Source organism: Arthrobacter sp. MYb227 (genome assembly GCF_002975435.1).
In the GTDB taxonomy this organism is placed as follows: Bacteria; Actinomycetota; Actinomycetes; order Actinomycetales; family Micrococcaceae; genus Paeniglutamicibacter.
This window is the reverse complement of record NZ_PCPT01000001.1, coordinates 468118-488937: the sequence shown is the minus strand read 5'-3', so window position 1 is coordinate 488937 and position 20820 is coordinate 468118. Positions and strand designations below refer to the sequence as shown.

General features: G+C 56.3%; 18 protein-coding genes and 1 tRNA gene. 15 read left to right on the top strand and 4 right to left on the bottom strand.

Going from position 1 to position 20820, the window contains the following annotated elements:
* Positions 1–46 precede the first annotated feature (46 nt).
* The gene (locus tag CQ018_RS02295) at positions 47–274 is read right to left on the bottom strand and encodes a hypothetical protein (RefSeq protein ID WP_105548336.1); all 228 of its coding nucleotides are present in this window, start codon (positions 272–274) and stop codon (positions 47–49) included.
* Positions 271–1905: a PspC domain-containing protein gene (locus tag CQ018_RS02290; protein WP_105548335.1), complete on the bottom strand. Its 1635-nt coding sequence runs from the start codon at positions 1903–1905 to the stop codon at positions 271–273. Before CQ018_RS02290 ends, CQ018_RS02295 begins: the two co-directional genes overlap by 4 nt.
* Before the next feature lie 125 nt (positions 1906–2030).
* Here CQ018_RS02290 and CQ018_RS02285 point away from each other — a divergent pair, with 125 nt between their 5' ends.
* Positions 2031–3305, top strand: a complete 1275-nt coding sequence (locus CQ018_RS02285; protein ID WP_105548334.1) for an ATP-binding protein — start codon at positions 2031–2033, stop codon at positions 3303–3305.
* Positions 3298–3960 carry a response regulator transcription factor gene (locus CQ018_RS02280; RefSeq protein ID WP_105548333.1) on the top strand — a complete coding sequence of 221 codons (663 nt, stop codon included), beginning with the start codon at positions 3298–3300 and terminating at the stop codon, positions 3958–3960. Before CQ018_RS02285 ends, CQ018_RS02280 begins: the two co-directional genes overlap by 8 nt.
* Positions 3961–4044: 84 nt before the next feature.
* On the opposite strand, the gene CQ018_RS02275 is transcribed toward CQ018_RS02280, so the two are convergent.
* Positions 4045–5244 carry a pyridoxal phosphate-dependent aminotransferase gene (locus CQ018_RS02275; RefSeq protein WP_105548332.1) on the bottom strand — a complete coding sequence of 400 codons (1200 nt, stop codon included), beginning with the start codon at positions 5242–5244 and terminating at the stop codon, positions 4045–4047.
* Positions 5245–5959: 715 nt separating this feature from the next.
* Here CQ018_RS02275 and CQ018_RS02265 point away from each other — a divergent pair.
* The 13 genes from CQ018_RS02265 (at position 5960) to CQ018_RS02205 (ending at position 20336) form a co-directional block, all read left to right on the top strand.
* Positions 5960–6032: transfer RNA gene (locus tag CQ018_RS02265), tRNA-Trp, on the top strand.
* A 117-nt stretch (positions 6033–6149) separates the two neighbouring features.
* Complete coding sequence (secE, locus tag CQ018_RS02260) at positions 6150–6416, top strand: preprotein translocase subunit SecE (protein WP_105548330.1); 267 nt, start codon at positions 6150–6152, stop codon at positions 6414–6416.
* A 58-nt stretch (positions 6417–6474) separates the two neighbouring features.
* Positions 6475–7233 (top strand): transcription termination/antitermination protein NusG, encoded by a 759-nt coding sequence (nusG, locus tag CQ018_RS02255; RefSeq protein WP_105548329.1) that lies wholly within the window; start codon positions 6475–6477, stop codon positions 7231–7233.
* A 131-nt stretch (positions 7234–7364) separates the two neighbouring features.
* Complete coding sequence (gene rplK / locus CQ018_RS02250; protein ID WP_071212921.1) at positions 7365–7796, top strand: 50S ribosomal protein L11; 432 nt, start codon at positions 7365–7367, stop codon at positions 7794–7796.
* Positions 7797–7958: 162 nt separating this feature from the next.
* A complete protein-coding gene (rplA, locus tag CQ018_RS02245) occupies positions 7959–8666 on the top strand; it encodes a 50S ribosomal protein L1 (RefSeq protein ID WP_105548328.1) in 708 nt (235 codons plus the stop codon).
* Positions 8667–9142: 476 nt separating this feature from the next.
* Positions 9143–12868, top strand: a complete 3726-nt coding sequence (locus tag CQ018_RS02240; RefSeq protein ID WP_105548327.1) for a nitrate reductase subunit alpha — start codon at positions 9143–9145, stop codon at positions 12866–12868.
* Positions 12868–14544 carry a nitrate reductase subunit beta gene (gene narH, locus CQ018_RS02235; RefSeq protein WP_105548326.1) on the top strand — a complete coding sequence of 559 codons (1677 nt, stop codon included), beginning with the start codon at positions 12868–12870 and terminating at the stop codon, positions 14542–14544. The genes CQ018_RS02240 and narH overlap by 1 nt, the downstream gene beginning before the upstream one ends.
* Positions 14541–15218, top strand: a complete 678-nt coding sequence (gene narJ / locus CQ018_RS02230; protein ID WP_105548325.1) for a nitrate reductase molybdenum cofactor assembly chaperone — start codon at positions 14541–14543, stop codon at positions 15216–15218. The genes narH and narJ overlap by 4 nt, the downstream gene beginning before the upstream one ends.
* A 2-nt stretch (positions 15219–15220) precedes the next feature.
* Positions 15221–15997, top strand: a complete 777-nt coding sequence (narI, locus tag CQ018_RS02225; protein WP_105548324.1) for a respiratory nitrate reductase subunit gamma — start codon at positions 15221–15223, stop codon at positions 15995–15997.
* Positions 15998–16003: 6 nt separating this feature from the next.
* Positions 16004–17230, top strand: coding sequence for a NarK/NasA family nitrate transporter (locus CQ018_RS02220; RefSeq protein ID WP_105548323.1), 1227 nt, complete (start codon positions 16004–16006; stop codon positions 17228–17230).
* A gap of 723 nt (positions 17231–17953) precedes the next feature.
* The gene (gene rplJ, locus CQ018_RS02215) at positions 17954–18505 is read left to right on the top strand and encodes a 50S ribosomal protein L10 (protein WP_105548322.1); all 552 of its coding nucleotides are present in this window, start codon (positions 17954–17956) and stop codon (positions 18503–18505) included.
* A 68-nt stretch (positions 18506–18573) separates the two neighbouring features.
* A complete protein-coding gene (gene rplL / locus CQ018_RS02210; RefSeq protein ID WP_105548321.1) occupies positions 18574–18945 on the top strand; it encodes a 50S ribosomal protein L7/L12 in 372 nt (123 codons plus the stop codon).
* 206 nt (positions 18946–19151) lie between these two features.
* Positions 19152–20336: an acyltransferase gene (locus CQ018_RS02205; RefSeq protein WP_105548320.1), complete on the top strand. Its 1185-nt coding sequence runs from the start codon at positions 19152–19154 to the stop codon at positions 20334–20336.
* Here the strand turns inward: CQ018_RS02205 and CQ018_RS02200 are convergent.
* Complete coding sequence (locus CQ018_RS02200; protein ID WP_105548319.1) at positions 20311–20805, bottom strand: aminoacyl-tRNA deacylase; 495 nt, start codon at positions 20803–20805, stop codon at positions 20311–20313. The two genes, CQ018_RS02205 and CQ018_RS02200, sit on opposite strands and share 26 nt — an antisense overlap.
* Positions 20806–20820: the final 15 nt, after the last annotated feature.

Genomic DNA, 20820 nt, shown 5'->3' with positions numbered 1-20820 from the left:
ACCTTTGCTGGGTAAAGATCGGAAATTCTTTGTCCCGGTGCCGGGACTAGCGGTTTCGACGGGCCGCGGTAATCCCGGAAATAATCAAGATCAAACCGGCACCGCCCAAAAGGGTGATGAAGAGCAGTGGGGCATTGAGCTGGAAGCCAAAGAGCAACCCGGCAAGCAGCAGAACACCAACTATCAGCAGGATCAGTCCAAAGACCAGGGTTCCGGTGGGGAACTTGGTTGCTGCTTCGGGGTTTGTTTCATGCTGTGAAGTGTGCTGGCTCACGGTGCCACCTCTGCTTTCTGGACGCTTACTTCAACCGAATTGAAGGCCCCGTCGAGGTCTAGGTAAAGAGTCGGCCCGGTGGCCGAGGGATTAATGCGAGTGTTTCCACCGCTGATCGAAGAGCTACTGCCATCGATTTTCAGCGAACTGAAGGCGCCATCGGACTGCAACATGACCGGGATATTATCCGGAACTATCATTTTCAGCGAGGTAAACACGTTGTCAACCGAGACCGTGGTGTCCTGCGTGATTGTTGAATAATGCAGCAAATCCATGGTTCCGGAATGAAAAACATTGGTTGTCCCGGAGTCATCAACGGTTGTCACACCATTACTGAACATGCTCAGATTTGGTCCGCGGAGTGCTCCACCACTAAAAATTAGTGAAAGTACAAGAGCTGCGATACCGAACCCGATCAGCGCTCCACCGGTCCGTTGATTCAACGCCGCACCGATGATGCCTAGCGCAATGATCACTAGCGTTGCGGCAAGCGCAATTGCCACGGCGCTGGTGGGAACCTCCAACATATTGAGCTGGTTTAGCCCCACGATGAGTGCAAAAACCACGACGGCCAGACCCATGATGATGGTTGCCGCATATCCGGGCAACGATTTGTTGTGTTGGCGCTTGACCGCTGTACCAGGTGCTGGTGGGGGAGTGAAGCCCGGGGTCGCAGAAGGACCTGGTTCACTGAAATTCGGATCCAACCGCGGCAGTGCAGAAGTAAGCGTCGGATCCTGAGGGGAATTCGTTGAGGTGTAGGGCATTGTGGGCTCCTGGTTTAGGGGCTGAAACCTTGCGGTGGGCTCCGACTCGGAATCCTCGGGCCCCTCCGATGTGTTTGGCAGCTCGACTGAATCCTGGTTGCCATCCTCGGCTTCTGGCAGGGCCATTGTTTCGTCATGAGCGGGCGTTGAATTGCTCGGCATACTAGCGTTGGAGCGCGCAAATTCGGCCGAGAACTGCAAGATCTCAGTTCCACTGTCCGTGAGGTTCGTATCGCTTGTGGTTTTCGCGGCAGCTTGCGGCGCTACGTTGCTGGTGTTTGCTTCATAGCCGCTCGCAGAACTCACGGAAGATGTAGCATGTGCGTTCTGGGCAGGCTCGGTGGGCTGCGCATAGCTTGCCTGATCCGGGGCTGTTGCTGGAGCTGACCAAGGATTGGGGTTCTGCTCGGCATTCCAAAAATTTCCAGCATTCTTCTCTTGCTCTCCGGCATTGGCAAAGCGGCCTCGGCGAGAGAAAAGTACGAAGATAATCGCGGCAATGACCAAGAACGTCCAGAACCCGCCATCCCACCAGCTAAAGAAGGCCGGGAATCCGATGCTACCGAAGACGAAAAAGACCAACGCGCCACTCATGCCGTTGCTCCAGCGCCCGGCGATTGCCTGCTGTGCGTGGATAGTTCCCCGCTCATCTGGCATCAGCGCCCAAGCGATGCCGTAGACAAGGAGCCCCAAGCCGGCGAGGCAGGTCAGCGCAACAAAAATACCGCGGATGAGAATTGGCGACAGATTAAAGCGCTGCGCAATTCCGCTGGCGACACCACCGATCCAATGATCTGTACCGCGGTACATCTTCAACTCTCTGACCCAACGGAAGAATCCGTTTTCGACTGGTGCATCATTCATACTTCAATCTTCGCCTGACTTGGTCTGTGCTGCCATGGGGGTCACCCCTGATTAAACCCTGAATCAAACCCCGAAGCCCCTTGCTTAGTACCCCGAGGAGGCTAGCAACGTGCTTGTATTGGTATATGAACACAATGCTTCAGCGCCCCGAACTCGCGCGCGGTCAATCCCGCGTGCTGGCAGGAGTCTGCTCCGGGTTAGCCGCGCACCTGTCCCTGCCCGTGCGCTGGGTGCGGTTGGGATTTGCTGTTGCCACGCTGATTGCGGGAGCCGGAATTGTCCTCTATGGGTGGCTGTGGATCTTCCTGCCCAGTTCCACCGATGTGCAACGGGAAGCCGAACGCCGTGAAGGCACCCGTCGTTTTGGTCTTGCCGAAGAACTCAAAAAGAGCGAAACACCCAAGGCCGACAGCGAAGAATCCGAACGCCACCAATCCCTCATGCGGCAGATCCTTGTGGGAGCTGGATTGATCCTTGTTGCAGGACTCTTTGCCGCCCAACTTCTGGGAGCCAGCCTACGCATTGAACTGCTCTGGCCGCTGCTTGTGGTCATTGCCGGTGCCATCCTCGCCTGGCTCCAATTAGATGATGAGGGTAAGGCAGGGTTGCGCCGCACTACCGGAACCCTGAGTACCGGAGCACTGATACGCCTGATTAGTGGCGTAGTTCTTGTCATCACCGGGTTGTTGCTCTTCCTCAGCGGGGTTGTGGGGATGCGCGAGTTACTTTCCGGGCTCGCCGTGGCCTTGGCCGTCATCGCCGGTTTGGTATTGGTGCTTTTACCGTGGGCCCTGCGGTTCTGGAGAAATTATGTCTCCGAACGTTCCAACCGGGTCCGTGCCGCAGAACGTGCAGATATCGCCGCCCACCTTCATGATTCAGTGCTCCAAACCCTGGCGCTGATCCAAAAACGCAGTACTGACCCTGCCCAGGTATTGACCCTGGCCAGGGCCCAAGAACGTGAACTACGCCAGTGGCTCTACCAGCAAGATACGCCCGAGGAAGGCGAAATTACCGAGGCCATCCGCAAGGCAGCCGCCGAGGTCGAAGAGCTTTACCTTGTCTCAATTAATGTTGTCACCGTCGGGGAATTCCTCGGGTTGAGCGGACATGAAGCCTTATTGCAGGCAACCCGGGAAGCCATGACCAATGCCGCAAAACACGCAGGAGGTACCATCTCCGTCTACGTGGAAGCTGGTGAGGATCGGGTGGAAATCTTTGTCCGAGATCGCGGAGCCGGATTTGACGTGCGACAAGTTTCCGATGACCGCCATGGTGTGCGCGAATCGATCATGGGCCGCATGGAACGCAATGCTGGAAGCGCCAAAATACGTAGTGACGAGGATGGCACCGAGGTGCACCTGATCATGACCCAAGAAAAGAAGGAAGAGCATGCCTGAGACATCGCCGACGCCCATTGAGGTAGTTGTGGTCGATGACCACGCAATATTCCGTTCCGGGCTCAAGGCAGACCTTGACTCCCGCATTCGCGTCGTGGCCGAGGCCGCAACCGTCGAAGAAGCAATCGCCGCAGTACACACTCATGCCCCGGCCGTTGTGCTACTCGATGTTCATTTGCCCGGCGGACGCGGTGGTGGTGGTGCCGAGGTGCTTGCCGGTTGTACTGAGATGTTTTCAACCGTGAAGTTCCTGGCATTGAGTGTCTCAGATGCCGCTGAGGATGTGGTGACGGTGATTCGTGCCGGTGCCCGAGGATATGTCACCAAATCCATTTCCGGTAAGGAAATTTCCGACGCCGTGGAGCGTGTAGCCGGGGGAGACGCAGTCTTTTCTCCACGCTTGGCCGGATTTGTTCTTGATGCCTTTGGCACCCAGGCCGCGATCAGCGCCGATGAAGAGCTAGATTTGCTGAGCGCCCGCGAACTAGAAGTCATGCGTCTCATTGCCCGCGGGTACAGCTACAAGGAAGTCGCCAAGGACCTGTTCATCTCGGTAAAGACAGTGGAAACCCATGTCTCGAGTGTGCTGCGCAAACTACAGCTTTCGAACCGCCACGAACTCACCCGGTGGGCAGTGGACCGTCGGATCCTCTGAACGCGAATAGCACAATAATATAGTGGTGGCCGGTCACCGCTTCCGTACGGAAAGGTTACCGGCCACCACTATATGTTCCGAAAGTTACTTGGCTTCGCCCAACAATGCTGCCATGCGGGCAACACCTTCTGCCAAGTCCTCATCACCAAGGGCATACGACATACGGATGTAGCCCGAAGGACCAAAAGCTTCGCCAGGAACTACAGCAACTTCTGCCTGCTCCAGGATTAGCGCCGCAAGTTCCGCCGATGTTGCAGGAATAATGCCACGAATTTCACGGCCCAAAAGTCCACGGACATCCGAATACGCGTAGAACGCGCCCTCAGGCGTCGGGCAGTGGATGCCATCTATGGCATTGAGTCCGGCAACCATTGCCTTGCGGCGGCGATCAAAGGCTTTACGCATATCGTTCACGGCATCAAGTGGGCCGGAGACGGCCGCAAGTGCTGCAATCTGCGAAACGTTTGAAACGTTCGATGTTGCGTGGGACTGCAGGTTTGTTGCCGCCTTGATGACATCGAGCGGACCGGCCATCCATCCCACGCGCCAACCGGTCATGGCGTAGGTCTTGGCAACACCGTTCAGAACGATGACCTTATCTCCAAGTTCGGGTGCCGCAGTGGCGATCGAGCTGAAGACGGCATCATCGTAGGTGAGGTGTTCGTAGATTTCATCGGTAATGACCCAGAGGTCCTTCGCTGCCGCCCAGCGGCCTACCTCTGCAACCTGTTCCGGGGTGTACACGGCACCCGTTGGGTTTGAGGGAGAGACGAAGAGCAGCACCTTGGTCTTCTCGGTGACCGCGGCCTCGAGCTGATCGATGGTGACCTTGTACCCCTGCTCGGGCCCGGCGAATACCTCAACCGGGACGCCGCCTGCCAAACGAATGGCCTCCGGGTAGGTGGTCCAGTACGGGGTGGGAAGAATTACTTCATCTCCCGGATCTAGCAGGGTGGCGAATGCGTTGTACACGGCCTGCTTACCACCGTTTGTCACCAAGACCTGGGACGCATCGATCGCATAGCCGGAATCACGCATTGTCTTTTCGGCGATTGCGCTGCGCAGTTCCGGAAGACCTGCTGCGGGGGAATAACGGTGGTACTTGGGATTGCGTGCCGCAGCGACTGCCGCTTCAACGATGTAATCGGGGGTGGCGAAGTCCGGTTCGCCGGCACCGAAGCCGATGACTGGGCGGCCTGCGGCCTTCAGCGCCTTGGCCTTTGCGTCTACTGCCAAAGTTGCGGATTCTGCGATGGACCCGATACGTCGGGAAATGCGTGACATGTCGTCGCTTCCTGGAAGGGGAGGGAAAGTGTGGATGTGTTTCAAGCTTAGTGCGAGAATCCACGTGAAAACGATTATCTTCCCTAATGAGTCACATTGTGGGTGCCTCTGGTGCGAGCAATGGCACGAGGTTGGCGGAAAGTCGTTCGCCAACAAACTCACGCTCCTTCGGCATTCGGGCAGGTAGCTTCCCCGATGACCGAGGCGTATTGGCCGAGGAGCCAAGCAAAGCATTGAGCACGTCGAGGTTCCACACCTTTGGTACCGCGTGGCACATTTCATGGTCACAGTGGATGAAGTGCTGGTGCACGTGGAAGCTGTGGGAACCAAAGGGGTGTGGGTGCCAGCGGACCTCGGCGAAAAGCATCGGTTAGGCAAGGCATCGACGAGCCCTTTCAAAGGGAACAGATGCCACGGGGCCAACATCGAAAAATATATAATGCCTAGAAAAATCTTCAGAAGCTTTAGGCAGCTTTACTGGTTCAGGGTTTCGTCTGCCACGATGATCCTGAAAATTGGCCAAACACCCATCCGGAGAGCACTCGGCAAGGTCTGCACTCGTTAAAGTCTGTAAAAAAGCCCGGAAATGCGGGAAAGCGCTGCTCAGTTCGACAACAGGCCCATTCCATGCGTAGACTTATTCCTCGGTGTTGGAAAACATCTAGAAGTTCTAAGTCCTCACGGATCTAGAGAATCAATAGAGTAGTAAACTCAAAGGGTAGTGGCGCAATTGGTAGCGCAGCGGTCTCCAAAACCGCAGGTTGCAGGTTCGAGTCCTGTCTGCCCTGCGCAGTAGCAGTCTTTAGAGGTTGCTCAGCGAGTATTCACGTCACGGTGTGTCATGGTCAATGCGACTGCGGCGCACCGTGATTGTTTCAATTGGCATAATCTGAAACGAGGAACCGGTGACTGAAACGACTGCGAGTCATTCGCATGGAGCAGGACACGGCAAGAAGCCTGCAAAGAGTGGTTTCTTTGCGGGAATTGCTCTGTTCTTCCGGCAGATGATTTCCGAACTGAAGAAGGTCGTTACACCGACCCGCAGCGAATTGGTGAACTACACACTCGTGGTCATCGGCTTCGTAGTGCTGATGATGTTGATCATTTCCGGTCTGGACTTTGTGTTCGGCAACGGAGCCATTTGGATCTTCACCAATCCGATCGAACAGTAAACCTGGACGAATCGCGCCATATTTTCTGGTGAACAAGTAACAGAAAGCAGGAACCGCAGTGTCCGAACAGGAACTCGAACCGCAGGCCATCGAAGAACTTGAAGGCCAAGGCGTTGAGGTTGATACCGAAGAGGTCTCGACCGATTCCGTCGTTTCCGAGGACGCCGTGCAGGCTCCTGAAGGTGAAGAGGCAGCCGAGGAAACTCCGGCAGTTGACCCCATCGAAGAATTCCGCACTAAGCTGCGTCGTCAGCCCGGTGACTGGTACGTCATTCACTCCTACGCAGGTTACGAAAACCGCGTCAAGGTAAACCTCGAGACCCGTATCCAGACTTTGGGTATGGATGAATTCATTTATGAAATTCAGGTCCCGATGGAAGAAGTAGTCGAGATCAAGAACACCACGCGCAAGATTGTGCGTCGCGTTCGTATCCCCGGCTACGTTTTGGTTCGCATGGAACTGACCGACGCCTCGTGGGGTGCTGTTCGTCACACCCCGGGTGTCACTGGCTTCGTTGGCAACGCCCACGATCCGGTCCCGCTGCGCCTCGAGGAAGTCTTCTCGATGCTTGAGCACACCATCGTTTCTGAAGAAGAAGCCGCGAACATGAAGCCGGGCCGCGCCCCGATCACTGAGGTCACAGTGGACTTTGAGGTTGGCGAATCGGTTATCGTCAACGACGGTCCATTCGAGACCCTGCCGGCAACTATCAGCGAGATCAAGCTCGAATCTTCCACCTTGGTGGTTCTGGTTTCGATCTTCGAACGCGAAACCCCGGTGACGCTCTCGTTCAGCCAGGTCACCAAGATCCAGTAACATTAGTCTTCGTGCCTATCCCGGTTTGCTTTACCGGGATATTGGCATGACTCGGCCGCCGCGCCACGGCGGTCAACCCCCCGAGGCACGCTCCTGTGCAGCGGGGCAACGCAAAAGAAGAAGGACCCGAAATGGCCCCCAAGAAAAAGGTCACCGGACTCATCAAGCTGCAGATCCAGGCAGGCGCCGCCAACCCGGCACCTCCGATCGGCCCGGCGCTTGGTCAGCACGGCGTCAACATCATGGAATTCTGCAAGGCGTACAACGCCGCTACAGAGTCGCAGCGCGGCAACGTAGTTCCGGTTGAAATTACTGTCTACGAAGACCGTTCCTTCACCTTCATTACCAAGACCCCGCCGGCCGCCGAGCTCATCAAAAAGGCTGCAGGCGTCGCCAAGGGTTCAGCTACCCCGCACACCGTCAAGGTTGCCAAGCTGACCCAGGCACAGGTTGAAGAGATCGCCACCACCAAGATGGAAGATCTCAACGCCAACGACATCAAGGCTGCTGCCCTGATCATCGCCGGTACCGCCCGCTCGATGGGCATCACCGTAGAAGGCTAAGTAAAGCCCTTTACACCCCCGCGCACCTGACTTTTCAGGAACGCACCCCCAAAACAAACAAGACGGTCAGGATTCTTCCACCACTTGGTGGACACCCGATCGCAAGTGGCAGGGTCGCGCGCGACCCAAAGATGACCACGACTGCATAAGGAGAAAAAGCAGATGGCAAAGCGCAGTAAAGCATTCGTAGCCGCCGCGGCTAAGATCGAAGAAGACAAGTTCTACGCACCGGTTGAAGCAATTGCTTTGGCTAAGGACATCGCCTTCTCGAAGGCCGACGAGACCGTTGAGGTTGCATTCCGCCTCGGTGTCGACCCGCGTAAGGCCGACCAGATGGTCCGTGGCACGGTTATCCTGCCACACGGCACTGGTAAGACCGCTCGCGTCCTCGTGTTCGCAAACGGTGACAAGGCTGAGGCAGCAATCGCAGCCGGCGCCGACTTCGTCGGCTCAGACGATCTGATCGCTAAGATCGCTGGCGGCTGGACCGACTTCGACGCAGCAGTTGCTACCCCGGACCTCATGGGCAAGGTTGGCCGTTTGGGTAAGGTTTTGGGTCCTCGTAACCTGATGCCGAACCCGAAGACCGGTACCGTCACCATGGACGTGGCCAAGGCTGTCAACGACATCAAGGGTGGCAAGATCGACTTCCGCGTCGACAAGCACTCGAACCTGCACTTCATCATCGGCAAGGTTTCCTTCGATGCACAGAAGCTTGCAGAGAACTACGCAGCAGCACTGGATGAGGTTCTTCGTTTGAAGCCTTCCTCTTCCAAGGGCCGCTACATCACCAAGGCAACCGTCGCAACCACCTTCGGCCCGGGCGTCCCGGTTGATTCGAACGTGACTCGCGTCCTCGGCGACGCATAATAACGTCGCATCGTTTAGTATTGCCCGTTTCCACTTCGGTGGGGGCGGGCAATACTGTTTTAAGTTCATCGCGAAGTTTCGACAAGTTATCAGCGCGAAGCCTAGAACAGGAAACGAAAGCCGGTAAATAGCAAACTCGAAGGTTAGAAATGCATGAGAATCGAGGGTGCTGCTTATCAAAAGTTATGTGCCCCGCGATCGGCCAAGGTCATCAACGGAAGCTGGGGCCTCCGCTAGCGATGACGATGTGGCACTCAAAGCTCGCCTCTGCGCGCTCCCCAGGCCTGTGAAACGTGTGGCTAAGAGGCGCACCCCGGACGCGGGAAGGCTAATACTGTTCGGCGTTAACAATTGCGAAAAGATCAGTCATGTGTGCGCTAATTGAAACCGCTCAAAGTCAAGGTTTTCTAGCCATTGAGTTAGATACGAGGAGCATATCCTAGTCAAGTGGCTAGTTTTCGGCATATGGTGCATCCATGAGCATAGGCCAGAGCATCCCGGGGACAGATTCAAGCGCAGCCGACGCACTTTTGAAGGTCGGTAAATTTTTCACACGATGGGAAACCACTGATGATAACCGGGCGGTTTTCCGAGAGGGCGGACGCAAGGGCGATGTTTTCTATCGCGATCGGTGGAGCCACGACAAGGTTGTTAGATCCACTCACGGGGTAAACTGTACGGGCTCTTGCTCATGGAAAGTGTATGTCAAGGACGGCATCATCACTTGGGAAGCGCAACAAACCGATTACCCATCGGTCGGCCCGGACCGGCCCGAATACGAACCCCGTGGTTGCCCGCGTGGTGCAGCATTTTCCTGGTACACCTATTCGCCAACCCGTGTTCGTTACCCCTATGCACGTGGTGTATTACTTGAGATGTACCGCGAAGCCAAGGCTCGCCTGGGCGATCCGGTACTCGCCTTCGACGAAATTTCTTCCAATCCCGAAACCCGTGCGCGCTATCAACAGGCCCGGGGCAAGGGCGGACTGGTGCGCACCAGCTGGAACGAAGCCATCGAAATTTCGGCCGCGGCACACGTAAATACCATCAAAAAATATGGTCCGGACCGGGTCTCTGGATTCTCCCCGATCCCTGCCATGTCAATGGTCAGTCACTGCGTTGGAACCCGCTTCATCCAGCTCATTGGCGGGGTGATGACAAGCTTTTACGACTGGTATGCCGACCTGCCGGTGGCCAGCCCACAGGTCTTTGGTGACCAGACAGACGTCCCCGAATCGGGGGACTGGTGGGATTCGACGTACCTGATGATGTGGGGTTCTAACGTCCCGGTCACCCGCACCCCCGACGCCCACTGGATGGCAGAAGCCCGCTACAAGGGCACCAAAGTTGTCACCATCAGCCCCGACTATGCGGATAACACCAAGTTTGCCGACGAATGGCTGCCCGCCCAAGCGGGAACCGATGCCGCACTGGCCATGGGCATGGGACACGTACTGCTCAAGGAATTCTTCATCGACCGAGAAGTTCCATTCTTCACCGACTACGTCAAGAGCTATACCGACCTGCCATTCCTGATTACCCTAAATCAACACCCCGACGGGCAGGGCCTAGTCCCTGGAAAGTTCCTGACCGCGGCGGATTTGGGTGATGAGCATGTTGGCGCGGCCGACCCAGAATTCAAAACGGTCCTCTGGGACACCACTACCCATAGCGCGCAGGTCCCCAACGGTTCGCTCGGCTTCAGGTACAACGACCAAGATACCGGTAAATGGAACCTCGATTTAGGTGACATCACCCCGGCCCTGAGCCTTGCAGAGATCCCCGATCAACAGCCGCAGGCTATCCGCCTGCCGGTCTTTGAAGATGCCGAAGGCATCGGCTCGATCCTTCACCGCGGTGTGCCAACCACCCGCGTCGCCGGCAAGCTTGTCACGACAGTTTTCGATTTGATGCTTGCCCAATACGGCATTGGTCGCGAGGGCATGCCGGGGGATTGGGCCAGCGGATATGACGATGTCAGCACGCCTTACACCCCGGCTTGGCAAGAAGAAATAACCAGTGTTCCCGCGGACGCATGTGCCCGCATTGCCCGAGAATTCGCACAAAATGCCGAAGACTCCGGCGGACGCTCAATGATCATCATGGGAGCTGGCATCTGCCAGTGGTTCCATGGAGATGCAACCTACCGCGCCATCCTCTCGCTGCTGCTGCTCACCGGTTCCATGGGCCGCAACGGTGGCGGTTGGGCACACTACGTGGGACAAGAAAAGTGCCGTCCCATCACCGGCTGGGTATCCCTAGCTAATGCCCTTGACTGGCAGCGCCCACCGCGCACCATGATCGGCACCGGCTACTGGTACATGCACACCGACCAGTGGCGGCAGGACGGGTACTCGGCAGATGCACTGAAATCTCCGCTCTCCGAAGGCTCACTGGATGGAATGCACACCGCCGACTCATTGGCGCAGTCAACCCGCATGGGCTGGATGCCGTTCTACCCACAATTCAATAAGAACCCACTCGAGGTTGCGGAGCAGGCCCAGGCCGCCGTGGATGCGGGGAATGCTCAGAACCCCGGGGACTATATTGCCGATGCGCTGCATACCGGCGAGCTAACCCACGCCATCGAAGACATCGATGCACCCGAAAACTGGCCGCGCACCCTCGTGCTGTGGCGCTCAAACCTCTTTGGTTCCTCGGCCAAGGGCAACGAATACTTCCTCAAACACCTTTTGGGTACGCACAACAACGTCATGGGGCAGGATAACCACGAAACCGAGACGCACCCCAAAGACGTGCGCTGGCATGAGAAGGCCCCAGAAGGAAAACTCGATCTGCTGATGAGCGCGGATTTCCGCATGACAAGTACCACGCTACTCTCGGACATCGTCTTCCCGGCCGCCACCTGGTACGAGAAACACGATCTGTCCTCCACCGATATGCACCCATTTGTGCACGCCTTTACCCCGGCCATCGACCCACCCTGGCAGTCCAAGACCGACTTTGAGACCTTCCATTTGCTGGCCCGGGAGCTCTCGCGCCAGGCCGAAACTCATTTGGGCACCCGCAAGGACCTGGTTTCGGTTCCCATGCAGCATGACACTCGTGGTCAACTGGCTCAGCCTGGGGGTCGGGTCAATGATTGGAAGGGTAGCGGGGCACCGGGTGTGCCGGGGAAGAACCTGCCAAACTTCTCGATCGTCGAGCGTGACTATACGGCTATCGCCGATAAGCTCTCGGCCGTTGGTCCACTTGCGGACACGCTTGGCTTCACCGTCAAAAATGTTACCTACAAGGTTGAGCACGAGACCAAGCGCCTTGGCGCATTGCATGGGGTGATGAGCCACGGTGCAGCCGCGGGCCGCCCCGCCATCGACACCGATGAGAAGATGGCCGAAGCCATCCTTGCCTTTTCCGGCACCACCAATGGTGAACTCGCGGTGCAAGGCTTCAAGGATCTTGAGGTACGCACCGGGAGGAAACTTGCGGATTTGGCCGAGGGATCGGCGGAAAAACGCATCACCTTTGCGATGACGCAGGCCGCCCCGCAACCGGTGATCACCTCGCCAGAATGGTCGGGTTCGGAGACCGGCGGTCGACGCTATGCACCTTTTACCGTCAATGTGGAACGGCTCAAGCCCTGGCACACGCTCACCGGGCGCATGCATTTCTTCCTCGATCATGACTGGATACGCGATACCGGCGAACAACTACCGATGTATCGTCCACCACTTGATATGCACCGGCTCTTTGGTGAGCCCAAGCTCGGAGCTGACGGTTCCAAGGAAATTACCGTCCGCTACCTCACGCCGCACTCCAAATGGTCGATTCACTCCGAATACCAGGACAACCTGTTCATGCTTTCGCTCTCCCGTGGTGGCCCCACGGTGTGGCTCAGTGTGCAGGACGCGGCCGCCATCGGAGTCAAGGACAACGAATGGGTTGAATGTGTCAACGCCAATGGCGTGCTGGTGGGCCGTTCGGTGGTTTCGCACCGCATGCCCGAGGGCGTTGCGTATGTGCACCACGCCCAGGAACGCACCATCGATGTCCCCAAGTCCGAGGCCACCGGACGGCGCGGTGGCATCCACAACTCGGTGACCAGGCTGCTGGTTAAACCCACGCACCTGATTGGCGGGTACGCGCAGCTCACCTACGCGTTCAACTACCTTGGCCCCACCGGCAACCAACGCGACGTGGTCTCCACCATCCGTCGCCGCAACCAGAAAGTTGTCTTCTAATGCGTGTCATGGCCCAAATGGGAATGGTAATGAACCTGGATAAGTGCATTGGTTGCCACACCTGCTCGGTGACCTGCAAACAGGCCTGGACCAACCGGGCCGGAACCGAATATGTGTGGTTCAACAACGTTGAAACGCGTCCCGGTCAGGGGTACCCGCGACGATACGAGGATCAGGAAACCTGGAAGGGTGGCTGGACACGCACCAAATCGGGCCGATTGAAACTCAAGGCCGGAGGCCGGGTCAAGAAGCTCTTCGGCATTTTCACCTCCCCAGTCCAGCCGGAGCTCAAGGACTACTACGAACCTTGGACCTACGACTACAAGACGTTGATCGATGCCCCGGCGGGCGATGATTTCCCGGTAGCTAGGCCAAAATCGTTGATTACCGGCAAGGATACGGACATCACCTGGAGTGCCAACTGGGATGATAACCTCGGCGGCGTGCACGAACTTGGCCACCTAGATCCCATCGTGGAGGCGGTGCGCCGCGAATCAAACGAGAAGATTAAATTTGAGTTTGAAAAAACCTTCATGTTCTACCTGCCACGCATTTGTGAGCATTGTTTGAACCCCTCATGTATGGCCTCGTGCCCCTCGGGAGCCATCTATAAACGCGTCGAAGACGGAATTGTGCTGGTGGATCAGGATAAATGCCGTGGTTGGCGCCAATGTATCACCGGCTGCCCGTACAAGAAGATCTACTTCAATCACAAGACCGGCAAAGCGGAGAAATGCACCATGTGCTACCCGCGCCTCGAGATTGGTTTGCCCACCGTCTGCTCGGAAACCTGTGTGGGACGCCTGCGTTACCTGGGGTTATTCCTCTACGATGCGGATCTTGTGGGAGCCGCGGCCGCCACCGAAAATGAGCAGGATCTCTACGAAAAGCAGCTCGAACTGATTCTTGACCCCAACGATCCAATGGTGATTGCCGAGGCCCGGAAGCAGGGCATCCCGGAGGACTGGCTCGATGCGGCAAAACGTTCACCTGTCTACGCGCTGGCCAAGATCTACAAGGTAGCGTTGCCGTTACACCCCGAGTATCGGACCATGCCCATGGTCTGGTATGTGCCGCCGTTGTCCCCGGTCGTTGACCTGTTGCGCGATCAGGGCCACGACGCCGAGGGTGCCGGAACCCTCTTTGGGGCCATCGAAGAATTACGTATTCCCGTCGAATATTTGGCGGAACTTTTCACCGCGGGGGATACCAGCAAGATCACCGAGGTGCTACGAAAACTTGCTGCCATGCGCTCCTACATGCGGGGTATCGCACTAGGTCAAGAGCCCGATGCCTCAATTCCCGCTGCTGTGGGCATGAGTGAGGAAGAACTTTACGAGATGTACCGGCTGATGGCCATCGCCAAGTATGAGGACCGCTACGTCATCCCACAGGCACACCGTGAACAGGCCCACGATCTGGAGGAGATGGGCTGTTCCCTTGACTTCGATGATGAGGTGGGGATGTATGAAAACTCGCCCTTCGGTGAGGCCAGCGGCACCCCAACCCCGGTGGCCATCGAGACGTTCAACGCCCTGCGGGATCGACAGACCTCGGGGGAAGCACCAAGTGCAGATTCCTTGCGCGGACGGGTGAACTTGCTGAACTGGGACGGAACCGGCGCGCCCGAGGGACTCTTTCCCACCAAGCACCAGCACCAGGGAGAGCCCAAATGAGTAACACCAGGCTTTTTCATCGGCTGATCTCCATAACCCTGTGTTATCCCGACGAGGAATTGTTGCATCAAATCCCCACATTGGGCCAGGCACTTGCCAACGTGCAACCGGAAAAGCCCGGGTTATTTGCGCGCAGTAGCAAAAATGAGAGGGCCGCAAAACAGGTCGAAGCCAAGGAACGCATTGGGCAGTTCCTCGAGTATCTCAAGACCACACCAACGGATGTGCTGGAGCTTAGTTACGTTCAGACCTTTGATTTGAGCCGCAAACATGCGCTCTATCTTTCCTATTGGACAGATGGTGATACCCGGCGCCGCGGCGAAGTGCTCGCAGCGTTTAAACAGGCCTACCGAACTAGTGACTTCTTGGTTGATACGCAGGGCGAGTTACCGGACTTCTTACCGATGGTTCTCGAATATGCGGCAATTGCCGATCCTGCCGGCGGGCTCAAACTCATGGGTGAATATCGTGCCAGCATCGAGCTACTTCGGCTGGCACTGGAAGAAGCCAAATCGCCCTACGCGTTGCTCTTGCAAGCGCTGAGCGCCACGCTTCCTGGCCCCAGTGTGCATGACAGGGACCAAGCAATGGCCCTAGCCGGGCACGGACCACCCACCGAATCGGTAGGGCTTGAGCCATTCAATCGCGAATTACTGCCAGTGAGGAGCCTGTAGCTATGCCAGCAGAAACCGTAGGTACCTGGGATGTCATCGTGTGGGGAGTTTTCCCCTATTTCATGCTGGCAATCCTGGTGGGCGGGTTGATTTGGCGGCACAAATATGACCAATTTGGTTGGACGACGCGCTCCAGCCAGCTTTATGAGTCCCGACTTCTGCGCATCGCCTCGCCACTATTCCACTTTGGAATCCTCGCGGTGATAGTGGGGCACGTGGTGGGGCTGATTATTCCCAAGGCATGGACCGATGCGGTGGGCGTGAGCCAAAACTTTTACCACTTCAATGCCTTGCTAGTTGGAGGTATTGCAGGAATTGGAACCTTGGGTGGCGCCGCATTGCTGATCTATCGACGACGCACCACCGGTCCGGTCTTCGCTGCAACCACTAAGAACGACAAGATGATGTACGTGGTGCTGGTAGGAGCCATTGTCTTTGGCCTGGCCACCACCGTCATTTCGGTGTTCGAAGCGGACCACACGCACAATTATCGCGAAACCGTCTCCCCGTGGTTCCGCTCCGTCTTCTTGCTCCAACCGGATATTGCCTCAATTGCTGCAGCGCCCCTGACGTTTAAGATTCACACGCTGGTGGGCATGGCCTTGTTTGTGATTTGGCCATTTACCAGGCTGGTCCACGCGCTCACGGCACCAATTCATTACCTTTTCCGTCCCTATATTGTTTACCGCGGTCGCGATAAGCAACCCGCTTCACCAACATCCGCGACCCAGCGGCGCGGATGGTCAGACGTTGGAACTAGCGACAACGCAAAGGACTAAACCATCATGAGCCAGCAGATCGACCCGAGAAAAGCTACATATAATCTGGTCCTGGCCACTTTGGCTTCGACAGTTGGCTTCTGGGGGTGGATGGTCATTTCTCCCTTGGGAGCCAGGTACACCGAAGACATGAATCTCAGTTCCACGGCGATTTCGGTGCTGGTAGCCATGCCAATCTTGGTTGGATCACTCGGCCGGATCGTCGTTGGTGCACTTACCGATCGACACGGTGGGCGCATCATGTTCACCGGGGTGCTAATAATTTCAGTCATCCCGGTGCTGGTAGTGAGCTGGGCCGGTGGAATCGCCTCATATTGGCTCATGCTAACAGCCGCTTTCTTCCTGGGCATTGCGGGCACCGTCTTTGCCATCGGTATTCCATTTGTTAGTGCTTGGTACAAGGCCTCACGGCGTGGTTTTGCCACGGGTGTCTTTGGTATGGGCATGGGGGGAACCGCACTTGCTGCGTTCTTGACTCCCCGGCTGACCGCCAGCATTGGTTATTTGCAAACCCATCTCTTGGTTGTTGGACTCATGATTCTGATGGCGACGCTTGTGTGGTTTACGATGAGCGATTCCCCGGCACGGGTAGCAGTTGTGGATCCTTTCATCCCCAAAATGATGGAAGCCGTGAGGCTCCCGGTCACCTGGCAGATGACTTTCTTGTACGCGGTGGTCTTCGGTGGATTTGTCAGTTTCTGTGCCTACCTGCCCACCTATCTTCGAGATATCTATGACATGTCGCCCACAGCGGCTGGTACGCGAACCGCTGGCTTTGCTCTGGCCGCCGTCATCGCCCGTCCCATCGGTGGAATTATCGCCGATAAAATTGGTGCCAAACCCGTTGTGATTCTCTCGCTCGTTGGGGTTTCGGCGCTGGCATTCGCTGTGATGGCCGAGCCGCAGACCGAAGTGGCAACGGGTGCAACATTTCTTTCCATGGCAGCGGCCCTCGGTCTAGGCACCGGTGGGGTATTTGCTTGGGTTGGGGTTCTAGCGCCCGCCAAGAGTGTCGGTTCGGTGACAGGTGTGGTTTCGGCCGGTGGTGGTTTGGGAGGCTATTTCCCGCCGATGGTCATGGGCGCCACCTATAACCCGGTGACTAACAGTTATGGCATTGGGCTTTCACTGTTGGCTATTACGGCGCTTGTAGCTCTAGTGGTTACCGTACTTTTGCAACGCAAGAAGAAAGCGGCAGAATCTTCGTCTGCACCTGTGAACGAAGCCGGGTAGTTGGTGGCAGCAAGCAAGAGATGTCAATCACTTATTTTAGATAATTTCTTATTCGCCTAGTTGCCACTTGATCAGGGGCCTTTGCTTCATGGCTGAGAGATATGACGAATAAAGTACACGCGGAGGGGCGAAGATCATGAATTTTCTTGACTTAGATCCTTGTGTCGCCGGGCAATACTGATAAGGTAAGAGCGTCGCATCTATTTGCGACCGGTGATTTATTCACCGATGTTTTTGGCAGAGACCCCAAGCCCTGCCATGAGCATTACGTGAGGCAATGTTTTCCCCCAAGTTACATTGCCTCATCCGCAGAACCCCGTTTTCCGTTATCCCCCAAGTTACGGAAAATGGGGTTCTGTACTTTAACTGCGTTGCACTTGCCTTGGGAAGCGGGCAGACTGCGCACTGCCGAAGTGCTGGGAGTCGACCCGAGGGTGCCATGCGTGGGCTCGGTGATAGGGAACACGAGCTCCCGATTTGTTTACGGGGTTTATGCACTGTTACGCTAGTGAGTACCGAAGACCGTCGGTCGAGTTTAGCTGCCTAGCAGTGAGGCTCCGAAAGTCCCAAAAGGACGACCTGCGCAGGTGAACGAAGTGTATTTTCCGCATATCTTTGTGCGTATTTTCCGCCCCGTGCATCCTGCATGGGGCGTTTTTTATGTCAGTACTCCTGACCGGGTCAGATCGACTGGTTTCAGATCTATACCCCGGAAGGAGTGTTATGGCAACGCCGACTAAGATTTCCGCAGTTGAGGAAATCACCGCCGACTTCAAGGAGTCGACCGCCGCTGTCCTGACCGAATACCGTGGGCTTACTGTTGCGCAGCTCAAGCAGCTTCGCCGCTCACTTGGTCAGGAGACCAAGTACGCGGTAGTGAAGAACACCTTGACTGGTATCGCAGCAAAGGAAGCCGGCATCGAAGCATTCGAAGGCCAGCTTGCTGGCCCGACTGCAATCGCCTTTATCAAGGGTGACGCAGTTGCTGCCGCTAAGAGCCTCACGGATTTTGCTAAGGATAACAAGCAGCTCATCATCAAGACCGGTGTCTTCGAGGGCAAGGCCCTTGACGCAGCCGGAGTTGCCGCTTTGGCAGCCCTTGAATCGCGTGAGTTCCAGCTGGCACGTGTTGCTGGTGTACTGCAGGCTCCGGCTTCTGCCGCAGTCCGCACCATCGAAGCACTGCGCGCAAAGCTCGAAGAAAACGGTGGCGCTACTGAAGCACCCGCCGAGGTTGAGGCACCTGCTGCCGAAGCCGCCACCGAAGAAGCCTAAGCTTTCTTCACCCCCTCACTCAAGTAACTTGCGGCACTCATGTGCCGCCGACGGAAAGGCTGCCCACCATGGCTAAGCTGTCCACCGAAGAGCTCTTGGAAGCCTTCAAGGAAATGACCATCATCGAACTCTCAGAGTTCGTAAAGACCTTCGAAGAGACCTTCGACGTCTCCGCAGCAGCTGTTGCAGTTGCTGGCCCGGCCGCAGGTGCCGTTGAAGCCGAAGAGCAGACCGAATTCGACGTAGTTCTCGAAGCTGCTGGCGACAAGAAGATCGCAGTTATCAAGGAAGTTCGTGCACTGACTTCCCTGGGTCTGAAGGAAGCCAAGGAGGTCGTTGACTCGGCTCCGAAGGCCGTCCTCGAAGGCGCAACCAAGGAAGCTGCTGAGAAGGCAAAGGAAGCCCTCGAGGCTGCCGGCGCAACCGTTACTGTCAAGTAACTCTTACGCACTTTTCACCGCGGGCTCGTGGAACCATTTGGTTCCACGAGCCCGCGGTTTTTAAGTCTCAAGCAGAAGTACTTGCTGTGTCTTTACTGGGAATCGCACCAAAACCTGCACTTTGATTCCACAACGCCCGACGAATTGCTACCGTATGTAACGGAAGTGTAACGACGGATGGTTGAAGGAGGTGCGGTTTGAGTCTCATGGAACGCGCTGTTCGGAGCGCGCCGCAGCCCCCTGCCACCGTGAAAGCCCCTGCAGAAAAGTTCAAGGCATCTCCGAGGCTAGCGCTTCTCGACGGATTGCGCTTTTTTGCGGCAATCATGGTGCTGCTTTATCACTACACCGCGTGGCATCATGGATTCTGGGGCACCTCAACGGCGCAAGAAACATGGCCGACACTTTCAAAAGTCAGCATGTTCGGCAATTTAGGAGTGCAGCTCTTTTTTATCATCAGTGGCTTCGTCATCATGCTCTCCGCATATGGCAAAAGCGCCAGCAGATTCATCGGATCACGAATATCGCGGCTATATCCGGCGTATTGGGTTGCTGTGTTTGCCACCGGAATTCTTGTCATCAAAATCTGGCCTCAGATGGGGGATGGACGCACCTTTAAAGACTTGTTGGCCAACCTCAGCATGTTCCACCCTGCCATGGGCGTCCGCCATATTGACGGTGTGTACTGGACGCTTTGGGTAGAAATGAAGTTTTACATCTTAATCCTGGTGCTCATGCTCTTGGGGGTCATGACCAAACGCGCCATAACGATCTTGGCAGTAGCCTGGCCACTGCTTGGCGTAGCCGATCACCTCTTCAATAACGGTGCTCAAGCAACCCTGTTGATGAGCCAGTACTCCGCGCTATTTGCCGGGGGAATCATGCTTTTCATGATCTACAAATTTGGCCACAGTGCTCTACGATGGATCATTTTGGCGATGAATGTGGTGATTGCTGCCTACTTCACCGGAATCACTGCCTCGGCCGAAGCAGAAGAGCTCACCAACTATTCGGTCGAACCATGGACGTACTGGATTATTGTGGGCAGTCTCTATGCGCTGCTCGCACTGCTAACACTTACGCCCCTCCGACGGATTCAATTCAAGAGTCTCGCTATCGCGGGAGCCCTGACCTACCCGGTGTATTTGCTTCATCAGGTATGGGGATGGTGGCTGATTAGCAAGCTCACCGGTGTGTTTGGTCAGCTCCCGGGTGGGAAGTATCTGACCCTTGCAATAGTTATTGCCACAGTCCTAGGGGCGGCATATCTCGTTCATAGATTTGTTGAACGCTCTATGGCGAAGCCTTTAGGCACTGCTGTCACGCGCCTCATCGACGGCGCCGTTTCAAAAGTCGGTAAAAAGCTTAGTGCTCTGCTTCCACTTCGCTGATATCTGCGACTGTCGCCCGTAATGCAGCAATCATTTGAGTCGAATCCATAGAGGCTGAATAGCCGTGAGCGCCAGCACCAAGTATCACCCTGCCAGCCGAAATACTAGCATCTACGAATACCGGCCACGGAGTTGTCGAACCAAAGGGAGTTATGGTTCCCCGTTCGTATCCGGTTGCCGCCAGGGCAACCTCGGGTCGTGGCAAGGAAAGTTTATTCACGCCAAGCAAAGCGCGAAGTTTGGGCCAAGAAATGGTGCGTCCACCGGGGATCAAGGCAAAGAAAAATGAGCCATCCTTGTGCCTAACGACCAAGGATTTGATGACCTCACGAATTTCGACCCCCATGAGGGATGCTGCCTCGGGCAGGCTACCAGCCGGCTGGCGGGAGATGACTGCAACCTCTATTCCACGGTTAAGAGCGTCAGACTTCATGCGTTCAAGGCCGTTGGCCGGCAGCTGCTCATTCATCTATCGATTCTAAGC